This is a genomic window from Aquimarina sp. MMG016 (assembly GCF_018100805.1).
In the GTDB taxonomy this organism is placed as follows: Bacteria; Bacteroidota; Bacteroidia; order Flavobacteriales; family Flavobacteriaceae; genus Aquimarina.
The window spans coordinates 148785-165341 of sequence record NZ_JAGJEA010000008.1; the positions used below are offsets into that span (position 1 = coordinate 148785).

The window sequence follows — 16557 nt, forward strand, 5'->3', positions numbered from 1 at the left end:
TCTATGAATCGCACACACATAATCATTTTTCTCCTTTTAACCTTTTGGATAAATGTTTTATTCGGCCAAGAAAATCAGATAGAAAAATCAATTTTCATTATCTCTAACACAAATGAAAATGGAGGACTGGAAATTTTGGAGCAAATTCAATCTTCTTCTACCAACACTAAAAACAATACGCTACTAATTGTTGGTAATACTCTAGAGTCAAACAGTATACAAAAGAGTTCATCAAAAACTTCCCTAGGTATGCAACTAGATATTATCTCAGATTTTAATGGTCAAATTATTTTTACTCCAGGGTATAATGAGTGGAAAGCATCGGGTTATAAGAATGTAAAAAGAATCGAAGATTTTATCCAGGAAAATAGCAAAGCAAAATATTATCCTGATGACGGATGTCCTATCAAGAAAAAAGACATGTCAGAAAATACTGTTTTAATTACCATTGATTCGCAATGGTTTTTGGAAAATTGGGATAAAAACATTTACATAAACGACGATTGTGATATTCAAAACAGAACTCAGTTTTTTCAAGAGTACGAAAGTATTTTAAAGAAAAACCAAGATAAAATAAAAATAGTTGCTATGCATCATCCTATTTTTTCTAATTCTAAAGCCGGATTGATTGCTAGAACTGGAGGAACTTCAATTCAGGATTTTCAGAATAAACAATATACTATTTTAAGAAATAACCTTATAACCCTAACCCGACAACAAGAAAACACCATTTTTGTTTCCGGTAGCGACAAAAACTTGCAGTATATCAACAAATATGGAATTCCACAAGTTATGAGTGGATCAGTTGGTAAAACCAAAAATACCAGAAATCATGATATAGATGATTTTAGTTCTTCAAAAAACGGATATGCCAAATTGGATATTTATAGCAATGGAAAAGTAATCGTTAATTATTATGAAATTGAAAGCAATTCTTCAATTTTCTCAACAACTATATTCTCTGGAGAAGTCTCAAAAACATCATATAATATTAAACCCAAAAGTAATTTTGGGGTTTCTCAAAAATCTTCAGTATACTCCATTGAAGAAACTACCAAAGGAAAGCTCTATCGTGGACTATGGGGTGATCATTATAGAAAATATTACAGTACACAAGTAGAAGCCCCTGTAGTTTTTCTGGACACCTTGATGGGAGGGTTAACGCCTATAAGAAGAGGTGGCGGACATCAATCAAAATCCTTACGATTAGAGGATAAAAACGGTAAGCAATATGTAATGCGAGCACTAAGAAAAAGTGCTATCAAATTTCTACAGGCTACAGCATTTCAGGATAAATATATTGAAGAGGATCTACAAGATAGTTTTGCAGATCGCTTTTTATTGGATTTCTATACCACAGCTCATCCCTACACTCCTTTTGCAATTAGTCAGCTTGCAGATGCAGTAGATGTATACCATACCAATCCCACATTATATTATATTCCTAAGCAGGAAGCACTAGGAGTATTTAATGATGAGTATGGAGATGAATTATATATGATTGAAGAACGGGTAGCATCCAATCACAAAGACCTTGAAAGCTTTGGAAAGCCTAAAGATATCCTAAGCACTGATGATGTATTACAAGAAATTAGAAAAACAGGTAAATCCATAGTTGATGAGCCTTCTTACATAAGAGCAAGATTATTTGATATGCTTATCGGTGATTGGGATCGACATGAAGATCAGTGGCGCTGGGCACGATTCGAAAAAGTGGACGGCACAGAAGTATGTAAACCCATCCCAAGAGATCGAGATCAAGCTTTTTCGGTATTTGATGGTAGCATACTCTCGTTCTTGCGTTGTGCAGTACCATTTATTCGGATGATGCAATCCTTTGATTCAACACTACCGAATACCAAATGGTTTAATTTTGAACCTTATCCATTAGATCTCACTTTCATCAACAAGTCCGATTGGACAGTATGGGAAAAACAACTAAAATATATTCAGACTAACTTAACCGACGAAGTGATTGAACAAGCTTTTGAAGAACTTCCTGATGAAATAAAAGGAGAAACCATTGATGAAATTAAAGCTAAATTAAGAGGGAGAAGACAAAACCTTAAAAGTATTGCCCGAGAATACTATTTATACATTAATAAATTCGAAGTAGTGGTTGGTACACAAAAAGATGATGATTTTGTAATTAAACGACTCCCCAATGGTAAGACCTCACTGGATATTCATCGAAAAGATCTTGGTATTTTCAATAGAACATTTACCAATCAAGAAACCAAAGAAATCTGGTTATATGGACTGGATGGCAATGACTCTTTTAAAGTGGAAGGGGATGGTGATCATCCTATTATGATTAGAGCTATGGGAGGTCGAAAAAATGACACTTATGACTTCAAGAATCCTAAAAAAATCAAGCTCTATGATTATAAATCAAAAAAGAACACCATCATCAACAAAAAATCCAGAAAGTGGTTGGTAGACTCTTATGAAATCAATAATTATGATTACAAAAAACGAAAATATCATGTGTATCAATTACTCCCATTAATTGCTTTTAATCCTGATGATGGTCTCCGTGTAGGAGTTCTTAATAATTTCACTCAATTTGGATTACAACGAAACCCTTTTACAAGTAAACATTCCTTCGGAGCTTCATGTTATACTGGGTCTTCTGGGTTTGACGTGTCCTATTCCGGAGAATTTTCTAATATTTTTCATAACTGGAATTTAGGTATTGATGCTAAATATAATAGTCCAACATTTGCCATTAACTTCTTTGGCTTCGGAAATGACACAGAATATGACAGAGATGATGTAGATCTCGATTTTAACAGAACACGAATTGAAAAGCTTAGTGGAGCTATTTCACTTATTTGGAGAGGACGTGATGGAGGTAATTTTTATTTCAAACCACTATTTGAGTCTTTTGAGGTAGAAAATACTTCTGGCAGGTTCATTAATACGATACCGGATAACAATGATGTTTTCGAAAAACAAAACTATATTGGAGCTGAAATTCATTACCATTTCGAGAATAAAAATGACTTGGCTTTTCCAACTTTTGCACTTAATACAGGTATTACTACTGGCTACAAAACCAGTATTGACAAGAGTAATAACGAAAATAACTTTGCCTATATCGAACCCTATTTTTCCATTGATCATAGTCTTACTAAAAATGGAAACATAGTGTTTGCTACAAAAATTGGTGGAGAAGCTATTCTTGGAGATAATTTTGAGTTCTATCATGGAGCTCAATTAGGAGGAAATAATGGGCTAAGAGGGTTTAGAAATGAACGATTCACGGGGAAGTATTCTGTATACCAAAATATAGATCTTCGTTATCAAATAGGTAAGTTTAAGACCAGCTTTATCCCATTAAAATATGGCCTTACCGCAGGATTTGACCATGGAAGAATATGGATCGTAGATGATCAATCCGATACATGGCATACAACTATAGGTGGTTCTTTTTGGATGAGCGGATTAGATACTTTTTCAGCCAATGCAGGATTTTATGGTAGCGAAGATGGGGGACGAATTGTATTTACCGTAGGATTTGCTTTTTAATCTGAAGAAATTACATATTCATTTTATATATAAAATTTTATACTCTAAATATTAAAAAATGTCAGAACAACTCAAGAAAATTACAGAAAAACATTGCGGAAATCCGCCTGCCAAGTATGATGACTTAAAAGTACTGTTTTTAAACTGCACACTTAACAGAACGCCAGTTTTATCACATACTGAAGGGCTCATTGACTTAGCTAAAAAAATTTTTGAAGCCAATGGGGTGACTACTAAAGTAATTCGCCCCGTAGATTATGTAATCCCCGCAGGATTAGGATTAGATATGTCACAAACTCCTGAATGGGAAAAAGATGACTGGCCAATGCTTCAAAAAGAAGTGGATGCCTGCGACATTTTAATTCTATGTACTTCAGTTTGGCTAGGAGAAAAATCTTCGGTATGTAATAGAGTACTGGAAAGAATGTATGGCTATACACATCAATTTAATACAAAGGGGCAATATAGAGATTATGGAAAAGTAGGGGCAACATTGATTACCGGAAACGAAGACGGTGTAAAACATTGTGCAATGAATATCCTTTTTTCTCTATCACATATTGGATATACAGTCCCTCCTCAGGCTGATGCAGGTTGGATGGGTGAAGCGGGACCAGGACCATCCTATAGAGATGAAGCATCAGGAGGACCTGAAAACGATTTTACAAATAGAAATACAACATTTCTTGCTTGGAATTGTATGCACCTTGCACGAATGCTTAAAGATATCGGCGGTATTCCTGCCCACGGAAATCAGCCAGATGAATGGGAAGCAGGATGTAAAGCTGGATTCAATAGCCCTGAACATAAACGATAGTAAAAAGAAAAAACATTAAAACTTCAAGCACACAAAACAAAAATATGACAACTCAAATGCATTTGGCGGCACAATATCTTGCCGCAGCAGGAATTAGTTTTGTAGATAAAAAAGATGACGATAGCCATACGAATCTTGGGTTCTCTATTGAAGACCCTAAGCTGTATACCCATCCTCTCAATGAAGATGATGATACACTTTCTTTAAGCTATCAACATTTTACTTTAGATTGGAATTTCAAAAATTCGCAAAAAACATTACCCCTGGATGGAGCTTCTCACTCCAAAATTGTCAAATGGATAGCAGAAACCGCGATTGAAGCAAATATTAAGAAGCCTTACAAGTATGACTTGCATTATGAACTACCATACACCCCAATTACAGAAGATTTTATCTTTAAACTAATTGATGTTGCTAGTTTGAGAAAACTTACCTCTTTCAGAATTTTAGCACAACTTATATTAGAAACGTTCATAAAAAATCAACAACTATCATCAGATATTAGAGTTTGGCCACATCATTTTGATACAGGGGCTTTCATGCCATTAGAGGATAAAACTAATCTTGCCATCGGTTTAGGTCTGGCAATTCCTGACTCATCTAATGATGAATACTACTTTTATATTAGTGCATATCATGGTCATGATAGTGTAGATACTGCAAAATTTAAACCGCTATCACTTGGCGAATGGAAGAATGAAGGTTTTAAAGGTGCTGTTTTACCAATTTCAGGGGTAGACAAAAATAGTGGGGTTGCTTTTTTTGAAGAAGCTCTTTCTGCTTATAAAAAATAAAAACTGTGGAGCATTGGTATCCCATCAATATCAATGCAAAATCTTAGAAATTATGTTACAGTCTTTCAGTATTGTTTTTTCGATTGCTGCTTTTTTTAGTTTTGTGAATTACAAATGGCTAAAATTACCAACTACGATTGCGCTAATGCTGATGAGCTTGGTTACCATTGGAATTATTACCGTAAGCAAAGGGGTTTTTCCACAATTTTACCAATTCTTTTGTGATATTGTTACCAATTCTGATTTCAGGAGCTTGCTTTTAGATGGCATTTTAAGTTTCCTTCTGTTTGCAGGTGCACTTCACGTAAATATTGAGGAATTGGCAAAAGAGAAATGGGCCATTATTTTATTTGCAACGTTGGGAGTTGTGATATCTACATGTATCGTTGGAGGATTAACATTTGGTGCGGCACAACTTATAGGTATTGAACTACCTTTTTTACATGCATTACTTTTTGGCGCATTGATTTCGCCAACAGATCCAATAGCTGTGATGGCAATATTAAAAAAAGCAAAAATTGCAAAAAGTTTAGGGATTAAAATTGAGGGGGAATCCTTGTTCAACGACGGGATTGGAGTTGTTGTATTTTCTGGAATACTCATCCTTACGGGAATGGGAGAACATCAAGCTGAAGGTTCTATTAGCGCAGAAATAGGCAAACTATTTCTGGAGGAAGCAGTTGGCGGAATCTTATATGGAGCGCTCCTTGGTTTTATAGGATCCCGAAGTATTAAATCAGTAGAAGAAAATCCGCAATTATCCGTAATGATAAGTCTGGCCATAGTGATGGGTGGATATGCATTGGCATCGCTGATCCATGTATCCGGACCACTGGCTATGGTGGTTGCGGGAATGATCATTGGTAATAGATTAAATGTTGCGACTAATAAAGGACCGACAAGAAAACTGATCAATGATATCTGGGAAGTATTGGATGATGTTTTTAATGGTATTCTGTTTGTGTTGATTGGGTTAGCTATTCATTTATTGAAATTCGATGCAAGTCATTTAACGTTGGGGATTATTGCAATTTTCATAGTACTTTTTTCCAGATTTATTTCTGTGTTTCTACCTTATTCTTTATTAAAACATTCAGAAATGAGTCCTCTGAAAACAGTAACCATACTTACCTGGGGCGGTTTAAGAGGTGGTATTTCTCTGGCATTAGCGCTAAGTTTAGCTGATAATCCTTCTTCAGAAATTATATTATATATAACCTATGTCGTTGTATTCTTTTCAATAATCGTTCAAGGATTAAGTATCGGAAGACTCGTTAAAAAGTTATATAACTAAAGGTATCTTAAAATCTAAATCAAGTAAAAACACCTATTTTTTTACTTTGGGAAAGTTATATCTTTAAAATTCTTAAAGACTATATAACTTCTTAACCAAAAACCAACAATGGATACCAATAAAGGCATAACCAATCTCATAAAAAAAGATAAAATTTGGATTATTATTACGACTTTTATGTTAGTTGGAATAGCTTTTAGTAATGTTTCGGTTACCCCTGCCCTCAATTTCTTATCTGATGTAAACGGCGATTTAATGCTAAGCTTAGGACTTGCTTTGGAATTAAAAAGTATCACTACCAGCATAGATCACTCAAATATTCCTTTGGTTGGAGGAATTGCAATAGAATTTTCGGACATTTTAACGAGGGTGATTGATTACCTTTCTTTTGCCAATATTGTAATTGCAATCCAGACGATTCTGGTCAATATGGGAAAATCTTTATTATTTAAAATTCTCCCCTTATTGTTTCTTGGAGGTATATTTCTAAAAAAATATAAACAACTCGCATTAAAGTTATTAATCATTTCATTGCTAATCAATCCTGGACTTTCTCTATACGTAAACGGAATACATTATGTTTCTGACTCTATGGAGTTAGATCTTGGTTCTGCTTTACACGAACATTTATCCGCTATAAAAAACAAATATGAAGAAAAAAGAAAAGAGGTAAAATCTAAACAAGAAACTCGAAAAGAAAAGCAGTTAGAAAAAGCTAAAGAAAAAGGTCGTAAAGGTATTGGTATCTTTAAAAAAGTTGAAGATGCTGTTGTAGATAAGGTCGAAAATATCAGTGTAGATGTCGAAGAAGGGGTATCTGAAGCTTTTGAAGTACTAAAAGAAGGTAAAAAAGAATTAATGAAATTAATAATCAATATGATCAGTAATCTTATCGTACTATTTTTAATCCTACCCTTGCTATATTTCTACCTGATGAGTTTTGTGCTGAAGAAACTCTTTCATTTTTCAGGATTAAGTAAAATCTATGCTTCTGAAACAAATAATCTTAAAAAAATAGGAGAAGATTTAAAAACACATAATAACTCTTAACAACCAAACCTGATGAAAAAACTTTTTATTGTAACTATAACAACTTTATTACTCTTCTCTTGTGCTAACGATAAAAATGACCCTTGCTATTCCGAGAATCAAAGATTAGAAAAAGATCCTTCTATTTTAGGAATGGATATTTCTCATTTTCAGAGTGAGATCAACTGGGATGAGATCAAAGCCGATGGAGTTAATTTTGTTTATATCAAAGCTTCTCAAAGCACACATTTTAAAGACCCAAAATTTAAAATAAACCGAGCTTCCGCAAAAAATGAGTGTATTTATCGCGGTCCTTATCATTTTTATGAAACCGGTAAAGATCCGGTAAAGCAAGCACAAAATTTTCTAGAAGCCGTAGGACAGTTAGAATCTGGCGATTTACCACCTGTTTTAGACCTGGAAGAAGGAGGTATTAAAACAGCAGTAAGTATAGAAACCTATCACAAAAATACCCTACTTTGGTTAAAAACAGTCGAAGAAAAACTAGGCGTTATCCCAATTATTTATGCAGATCCATCTTTTGGGAATAAATACCTGAGTAATCCTGCATTTGCGAAATACAAACTTTGGGTTGCAGAATACACAAAAGCAAAATCACCTAAAATACCTGAAACATGGAAAAATGAAGGTTGGACAATTTGGCAACGAACAGATCGAGAAAAACTAGAAGGTATTGGTAAAGTTGATTATGACTTATTTCAAAGTGATGCTAAAGCATTTAGGAAATTGATAAAGAAATAGATTACTGCCTCAACTTAACATATCTAATCTTTTACTTCATTGCTGAAAATCATAGAAGTTTCTAAAAATATATTGAAACAAAAAAGAGTGCCTCCGCACTCTTTTTCTTCACACAAATCATCTTAATTTAGGGGCTTATTCTAAAATTAAAACTCACTTTTTATAAAAACTTTCATCTTGGGGAAAATGAAAGCGTTAACTCATTATTACAGTGTAAAGATACAATCATTTTTCAATCCACCAAACAAATTTGTGTATTTTATCTAAAAAAAATGTTTTTTAACATTAATAAACACTATAAATCGTGTATTTTGTAAGTTTTTTATTACAAAAATATAAACTAAGCAAATATTCAGCTTCGAATTATGAACTTGTCATATATTCGGAATTGTAATAATTCGAGCTGTCCCCACTTTAATTTGTTGATTTAAAACCAAATCCATCATCAGAGTTTTTTATGAATTCAAAAAAGAAGTATTTTAGTTTCATGATCGAAAGGTGTAAAAGTTTTTAACTTCATAAAATTATAACGACCTTGTCTTCACAGGTAAAACATATGAATAATGATAAATTCATAATTTAAAAAACAGTACACAAGAAATAATATGAATACAAATCAATCTGAGGAACAACAATACTGGACACAACGATATGATGAAAATCGAACAGGTTGGGATGTAGGTTATGTATCAACTCCGCTAAAGGAATATATTGATCAATTAACTGATAAGAATATTAAGATACTGATTCCAGGAGCAGGAAATGCCTATGAAGCAGAATATCTATTCAAAAAGGGATTCAAAAATGTTTTTGTACTTGATATTTCTGAACAACCACTAAATACACTTTTAGAAAGAGTTCCTGAATTTCCAGAATCACAGTTAATTATTGGAGATTTTTTTACTCATACGGGAACATATGACTTGATCATCGAACAAACTTTCTTTTGCTCTTTTACTCCTACGAAAGAAAAACGTTCTAAATATGTATCTCAAATTGCAAATCTTTTGAAACTAGAAGGAAAACTTGTCGGTTTATGGTTTGATATTCCATTAACGACTGATACAGAAAAACGTCCTTTTGGAGGCGATAAAGAACTGTATTTATCATATTTAAAAAAACATCTGGAGGTTGTTATTTTTGAAAGATGTTATAATTCAATTCCAGAAAGACAAGGAAGTGAACTTTTCGGGATTTTCAGAAAGAAAATAAAGTAACTTTGATAGTATCTTTTCTTCTAATAAAATGCAAAGTATTGAAAACAAAAAAGAGCGTCTCCACGCTCTTTTTCTTCACACAAATCATCTTAATTTAGGGGCTTATTCTAAAATTAAAACTCACTTTTTATAAATGCTTTCACCTTGGGGAAAATGAAAGCGCTAACTCATTAACTCTGGTGTAAAGATACAACTATTTTCTAATCCACCAAACTTTTTGTGTATTTTATCCAAAAAATATGCTTTTTAACATTTAAAAAATACCAAAACAACAAATTTTGTAGTATTTTACTTACATATTTAATATCCTTACCAGAACAGAATACATGGTTTTATTGGATTCATAATTATTCAGAAAAAATAAAAAATCGATTTGAAGGAAAAATAAAATTAAAGGGAATAATCAACCCAAAGTATTAGAAAACAAAAAAGAGCGTCTCCACGCTCTTTTTCTTCACACAAATCATCTTAATTTAGGGGCTTATTCTAAAATTAAAACTCACTTTTTATAAATGTTTTCATCTTGGGGAAAATGAAAACGCTAACTCATTAACTCTGGTGTAAAGATACAACTATTTTTCAATCCACCAAACTTTTTGTGTATTTTACCCAAAAAAAATGCTTTTTAACTAAACATGTTGAACCAAAAATACATTTTTTGTATTATTTTTCTTACAAATTTATTATAATTAAAAATAAAGCCTCACTTGCTATATATAACAAACAAGGCTATTTTTTTGATTTCTATTTACTTCTAATACCTCAACAACTCTTCTATCTTCGCTCTAACTTTTTCTGTAGAAGGAATCATTGTTTGCTCCAGAGTACTATTTAATGGTATTGCAGGCATATTCTCAGATCCAATAGTAATTACAGGAGCGTCCAAAGATCTAAAACACTCTTCCTGAATTTTTCCGGATAAAGCTCTGGCAAAAGAATTATTCGTAGGTTCTTCGGTAACTACTAAACACTTCTTGGTCTTTTTAATCGACTCTATAATAGTATCTTCATCCAACGGATATAGTGTACGTAAATCTATAATCTCCACAGTATCTTTCAGATCCTTTGTGGCGTTTAGTGCCCAATGTACACCCATTCCGTAAGTTACTACGGTTAATGTTTCTTCTTCATCCTTTGGCCATATTTGTTGTACAATATTGGCTTTCCCAAAAGGTAATACATAATCTTCTGACGGTTCGATAGTTCTGGCTGCATCGGTTCCTTTAACTTTGGACCAATACAATCCTTTGTGCTCTAATATCACCACCGGATTGGGATCATAATATGCAGCTTTCATTAGTCCTTTTAGATCTGCCCCATTACTTGGATAGGCAATTTTGATTCCTCTGATATTGGTAACCACAGATTCTACTGAAGATGAATGATATGGGCCACCACTACCATAAGCTCCAATAGGAACTCTTAGAATCATGGAGACAGGCCACTTACCATTAGAAAGATAACAAGATCTACTTACCTCTGTAAATAATTGATTGAGTCCTGGCCAGATATAATCTGCAAACTGAACTTCTACAATTGGTTTTAAACCAACTGCAGACATCCCCACTGTAGATCCAACGATAAATGCTTCTTGAATAGGTGTATTAAAAACTCGTTCATCACCAAATTTTTGTGCTAAGGTTGCTGCTTCTCTAAATACTCCACCTAATCTTCCACCTACGTCCTGACCATATAACAAACATTCTTTATGCTTCTGCATCAATTCTTCAACCGCAAAAAGAGCACAATCTACCATGACCACCTCTTCTTTGTCCTTTGGAGATCGTTCGCCACTTTCTTCTGTGATAGGTGTTGGAGCAAAATCATGTGTAAACAAATCTTCAGGTTTTGGATCTTCAGCTTTTATAGCTTCCCGAAGATCTTTAGCTACTGTTTCCTTTGCTTCTTTTTCTATAGTATTTACCTCTTCTTCAGTACAACCGGCTTCTAATAATTGATCTCTCAATACCGGATATGGGTCTCTCGACCTAGCTTCTTCCAGATCATCTCGATACCATTCCATTCGTACTCCTGATGTATGATGATTTAGTAATGGTACTTTTGCATGAACTAAAATCGGTCTTCTCTCTTCTCTTATAATTCGAATAGCTTCTTGTACAGCCAAATAACTTTCCGTAAAATTAGCACCATCAATGCTTATTGCTTCTAATCCGTGAAACCCTGCCGCATATTCATAAGCGTTTTGTGCCCTGGTTTCTGCTTCATTTGCCGAAATATCCCAACCATTATCCTGAACCACATATAATATTGGTAATTGTTTTAATGCTGCCATCTGAAATGCTTCTGCAATTTCTCCTTCTGTAACCGAAGCATCTCCTAACGAACACACCACAAGAGGTGCAGCCATAGGCTGTTTATTTATCTCACTCTCCATCAGAGATGGTTTTGTTATTTCACTCTTATGTGTTAAGTCATGAGAAATCCCAACAAGTTCCTTGTATTGCATTCCTAAAGCAACACCAGTAGATGGAATTGCCTGCATACCTGTTGCAGAGGATTGGTGCGGAATTTTTGGTTTATCATCATCTTTCAAACTCGGATGAGAATAATAGGTTCTTCCTCCAGAAAAAGGATCATCCTTTTTTGCCAACAGTTGTAACATCAAATCATAAGGTCTCATTCCGATACCTAATAACATCGAATCATCCCTGTAATACGGAAACGCATAATCCTGAGGTAACAATTGCATTGCTACAGCAATCTGTATGGCTTCATGCCCTCTAGATGTTGCATGAACATATTTTGAAACTGTTTTAAAATTTTCTTCATATAGTTCCGTCATACTTTTAGCAGTACAAAGTGTACTAAATGCTTTTTTCAGAACTTCTTTTGCTATTGTTTTTTCAGCTAACATCTCTATTTAATTTTTGATGTATGATTTTCGAATTAAGATTATTAAAATTCTTTATCCTACCTTTTCTTCTATGAATACAGGTATGATCCAATCAAATTTATCGGCTATTTTTTGTGTCTTGATTTTGTCTAAGGTATTTTTCACATCCTGACTTACAGGATTTTCATCAGATAAAGTAATAACCTCATCCTTATACCCAATAGCTTCTATCATAGCTATGGCTACAGCTGTTCCTGTACCAAAAGCCTCTTCTAAAATTCCTTCTTTAGAATATCCTATTATCTCATCAATAGTAATGGCACGTTCTTCTACTTCAAACCCTTTATCCTTTAGTAGCGTAATAACACTATCTCTTGTAATTCCTTTTAGAATAGAGCCTGTAGTCGCTGGAGTGATAAACTTGCCTTTTACTTTAAAAAAGATATTCATAGTACCAACTTCCTGAACATATTTATGCTCATTAGCATCTAACCATAGTACCTGATCATACCCTTTGGCTTTAGCTTTTTCAGTTGGTAAAATAGCCGCAGCATAATTCCCAGCAGCTTTTGCTTCACCAGTCCCTCCATCTGCAGCCCTTATGTATTCTGTTTCTGCATATAATCTGATTTTTTTTGTAAAAAACGGTCCAGCAGGAGAACAGATAACAATGAACTTATAACTTGTCGCTGCACGCATACCAATAAAAGGCTCATCGGCATACATAAATGGTCTAAGATATAATGCGCTTCCATCCTTAGGAGGAATCCAACCATGTTCTACTCCTACGATTTGTTTTACAGCTTCTACAAAAAGATCTACCGGAACAGACGGCATGCCCATTCTTGCAGCACTATGATTAAAACGTTTTGCATTTTCTTCAGGTCTAAAAAGTAATGGAGTATTCCCTTTTCCTACAGTAGCTTTCATTCCTTCAAAAATCGCCTGACCGTAGTGCAATGCCATTGCTGCGGGATGCGTTGGGATAAGCTCTAATGGTTCAATTCTTGGATTATTCCAAGTACCATTTTCATATTCACAGATAAACATATGATCTGTAAAAGTTGTCCCTAAAGGAATATTATCAAAATCAATATCCTTTAATTTTGAATTTTGAGTTCTTGTAATTTTGATTCGTTGTTCCATTCCGATTTTATTTTGGGCGCATCCCGAATCGTACCTCTCGGGATTGGGCTATTCGTTATATCTTTTTTACTGGTTCTCGCCCTTCGACAAGCTCAGGGTGACAGCAGTAAAAAAGGATGCCACTACTATCCCTTGCGCATTTTTTATATTTCTCTATTTATATCAAAAGCTTCTAGTTCGTCTCCTATTTTACGTAAGAAAGAACCTCCTAAAAATCCATCTACAACACGGTGATCAAAAGATAATGACAAATACATCATACTCCTTATTGCAATTTCATCTCCTTTGTCAGTAGTGATCACTTCTGGGCGTTTCTTAATAATTCCCAATGCCAGAATCGCAACTTCTGGTTGATTGATAATTGGTGTTCCCATCAGACTACCAAAGGTTCCTACATTAGAAATAGTAAACGTGCTTCCACCAATCTCATCTGGTTTTAAAGCATTATTTCTGGCATTATTGGCTAAGTGGTTTACATTTTTAGCTAAACCTAATAAGTTCTTTTCATCAGCATTTCTAACCACTGGAACAATTAAGTTTCCACTTGGTAATGCTGTTGCCATACCTACATTAATATCTTTATGAACTACGATTTTCTTGCCATCTACGGAAACATTAATCATCGGATATTCTTGAATCGCTTTTGCCACAGCTTCTACGAAAATTGGGGTAAACGTTAGTTTCTCACCATGTTTTTCTAAAAACTCGTGTTTCACTTTGTTTCTCCAGTTCACTAAATTCGTTACATCTACCTCTACATAACTCGTTACATGTGGTGAGGTATGTTTAGAATACACCATATGATCAGCAATCATAGTTCTCATGCGATCCATTTCTACAATACGATCTTTTCCTTCTACATATGAAATTGGAGGAGGATTATATGATGACTTAGGTGCAACAGGTTGTGGTCTACTGGGCAATGGATATTTTCTATTCTTAAGATATAGCATGATATCACTCTTTCGAATTCTACCTCCATCACCAGTACCAGCAATACTTTGAACTTCTTCTATGGTTAAGTTTTCTTTTTGGGCAATACTAATTACAAGTGGTGAAAGAAAGCCATCATTATCACCTGTATTCTGAGTCTTAAAATCTGTTTTACTAAACGTTTCACGTTGCGTCTGAGTTAACACATCTGATTTTGCCAGAATATTCTTCTCCGAAGATACTTGCGTTTTCTCTTTCGCTTTATTACTCACTGAACTTTGATCAGCATCACCATCAATTATAGCAATCACCTGACCAACTTGCACTATATCATTAGATTGATAAAGTAATTCTATAATCGTGCCATTACACGGAGAAGGTACTTCAGAATCTACTTTATCCGTAGCAACCTCCAAAATAGTTTCATCCTCTTCTACGGTATCACCAACATTCTTTAACCAATTAAGAATGGTAGCTTCGGATATGCTTTCGCCCATTTTGGGCATTTTTAATTCTACTCTTGACATTTTTTATAATTACGAATTATGAATTCAGAATTATGGTTTAACTGTTATAATAATTCTAAGGTTTTCAACGAACTAATGTTTGTTAGTTTTTTGATTCGTTCTTTTTATGAGCCTTTTGTCATTCCAGTGTAGGCTGGAATCCACTTCTTTATATGCTACATTAATGGATCCCAGATCGCCGGACGGGAGGAAGCCTGGGATGACAAACCTTATAATTTATTTATCTTTAAATTCTTCTAATGTTTTATAAAACGCCTCCTGTGTTGGTCTATCTTTCGGAACCGCTCTTAACGGTTCTACTTCTTCTAATGATTCAAAACAATCAGCGGGTAATTGTTGATATAACCTGGTTCCTTTTGTTTTCCAATCAATCATTTCATCACTAACTTGTTTAATCACTTTTGCAGGGTTACCAACAATTAAACTTCTTTCAGGAAAAACAGTATTTGCTTTTACAAACGACATAGCTCCTACAATACATTCATCGCCAATTTCTGCATCATCCATAATTACTGTATTCATTCCTATCAAACAATTACGCCCTAAATTAGCTCCGTGAATAACAGCTCCATGACCTACATGAGCACTTTCTTTGAGCACTATTGATTTACCCGGGAACATATGCACCGTACAATTTTCTTGTACATTCACTCCATCTTCAAGAATAATTTCACCCCAATCACCACGAATTGCAGCTCCCGGACCGATATAACAGTTTTTACCAATAATAACATTACCAGTTACTGCCGCTAACGGATGAACGAAACTGCTTTCGTGAACTACTGGTATGTATCCTTTAAAACTGTAAATCATTTTAATAATCTATTTTTCTGGATTCCAGCCTACACTGGAATAACAAAAGTCTTTTCACTTAAATCGTTTCAATGTTTCCTTGGTAAAATCACTTAGCACTAATCTACCACTGATGATTGCTCTCTCAGCTAAAAGTGTATCCCAGTGTTCTGTTCCTTCCCAAAAAGCTTTCTTCATATCTCTCATTGCTTCAGGGTTATACGTACATAAATGTTCTGCAAATACTTTTACTTCTGCATCTAGAGTTTCTGTATCTTCAAAAACTTTGGTAAATAATCCTTTATCTCTTGCCCATTCTGCGTCATAAAAAGAGTTTGCATCAATAGCTATTTGTGTCATTGCCGATAGCCCTATTTTGCGTTCCACTGCTGGCCCAACAACAAAAGGACCAATTCCCACATTCAGCTCGCTTAACTTAATAGAAGCAAATTTTGTAGCCATGCAATAATCTGTTGCAGATGCAACTCCAACACCTCCTCCTACAGTTTTTCCCTGTACTCGTCCAATTATAAATTTTGGACATTTACGCATTGCATTGATTACATTGGCAAATCCTGAGAAAAATACTTTGCCAGTTTCTGCATCGTTAATATTGATCAATTCTTTAAAACTAGCTCCTGCACAAAATGTTCTATCGCCCCCACTTTTTAGTACAATAACTTTTACCTCATCATTATTTCCTGCTTCGGTTATAGTTTGTGCCAATTTTGCCAGAATATCACCTGGTAAAGAGTTGTGCGCCGGATGGAAAAACTCTATTGTTCCTACTCCGTTTTCTATGTCTATATGTACGTATGGTTGTGTCAAGTTCAATTTTTTAAATTATAAATACAAAATGAT

Annotated in this window: 12 protein-coding genes; 7 read left to right on the forward strand and 5 right to left on the reverse strand. The window is 34.3% G+C overall.

Annotation, left to right across the window (positions count from 1 at the left end; genetic code table 11):
• Positions 1-3 precede the first annotated feature (3 nt).
• From J8M14_RS15895 to J8M14_RS15925, 7 genes are all read left to right on the forward strand, one after another.
• Entirely contained in the window at positions 4-3531 is a 3528-nt protein-coding gene (locus J8M14_RS15895; protein WP_211075791.1) for a metallophosphatase, read from the forward strand.
• 58 nt (positions 3532-3589) lie between these two features.
• Positions 3590-4348 carry a flavodoxin family protein gene (locus J8M14_RS15900; protein ID WP_211075792.1) on the forward strand — a complete coding sequence of 253 codons (759 nt, stop codon included), beginning with the start codon at positions 3590-3592 and terminating at the stop codon, positions 4346-4348.
• A 44-nt stretch (positions 4349-4392) separates the two neighbouring features.
• Positions 4393-5142, forward strand: a complete 750-nt coding sequence (locus J8M14_RS15905) for a hypothetical protein (RefSeq protein WP_211075793.1) — start codon at positions 4393-4395, stop codon at positions 5140-5142.
• Between the two features lie 52 nt (positions 5143-5194).
• Complete coding sequence (locus J8M14_RS15910; protein ID WP_211075794.1) at positions 5195-6436, forward strand: sodium:proton antiporter; 1242 nt, start codon at positions 5195-5197, stop codon at positions 6434-6436.
• A 108-nt stretch (positions 6437-6544) separates the two neighbouring features.
• Positions 6545-7486: a hypothetical protein gene (locus J8M14_RS15915; RefSeq protein WP_211075795.1), complete on the forward strand. Its 942-nt coding sequence runs from the start codon at positions 6545-6547 to the stop codon at positions 7484-7486.
• A 12-nt stretch (positions 7487-7498) separates the two neighbouring features.
• Positions 7499-8227 carry a GH25 family lysozyme gene (locus J8M14_RS15920; RefSeq protein WP_211075796.1) on the forward strand — a complete coding sequence of 243 codons (729 nt, stop codon included), beginning with the start codon at positions 7499-7501 and terminating at the stop codon, positions 8225-8227.
• Positions 8228-8832: 605 nt separating this feature from the next.
• Positions 8833-9444, forward strand: a complete 612-nt coding sequence (locus J8M14_RS15925; RefSeq protein ID WP_211075797.1) for a methyltransferase domain-containing protein — start codon at positions 8833-8835, stop codon at positions 9442-9444.
• A gap of 754 nt (positions 9445-10198) precedes the next feature.
• Here J8M14_RS15925 and J8M14_RS15930 read toward each other — a convergent pair.
• The 5 genes from J8M14_RS15930 to J8M14_RS15950 all read right to left on the reverse strand — a co-directional run bounded on the left by J8M14_RS15930 (position 10199) and on the right by J8M14_RS15950 (position 16524).
• On the reverse strand, positions 10199-12319 hold the full coding sequence (locus J8M14_RS15930; protein WP_211075798.1) for an alpha-ketoacid dehydrogenase subunit alpha/beta: 2121 nt from the start codon (positions 12317-12319) through the stop codon (positions 10199-10201).
• A gap of 51 nt (positions 12320-12370) precedes the next feature.
• Positions 12371-13444, reverse strand: coding sequence for a branched-chain amino acid aminotransferase (locus J8M14_RS15935; protein WP_211075799.1), 1074 nt, complete (start codon positions 13442-13444; stop codon positions 12371-12373).
• A gap of 143 nt (positions 13445-13587) precedes the next feature.
• A complete protein-coding gene (locus J8M14_RS15940) occupies positions 13588-14904 on the reverse strand; it encodes a dihydrolipoamide acetyltransferase family protein (protein WP_211075800.1) in 1317 nt (438 codons plus the stop codon).
• 216 nt (positions 14905-15120) lie between these two features.
• Positions 15121-15717 (reverse strand): transferase hexapeptide repeat family protein, encoded by a 597-nt coding sequence (locus J8M14_RS15945; RefSeq protein ID WP_211075801.1) that lies wholly within the window; start codon positions 15715-15717, stop codon positions 15121-15123.
• A gap of 54 nt (positions 15718-15771) precedes the next feature.
• A complete protein-coding gene (locus J8M14_RS15950; RefSeq protein WP_211075840.1) occupies positions 15772-16524 on the reverse strand; it encodes an enoyl-CoA hydratase/isomerase family protein in 753 nt (250 codons plus the stop codon).
• Positions 16525-16557 lie beyond the last annotated feature (33 nt).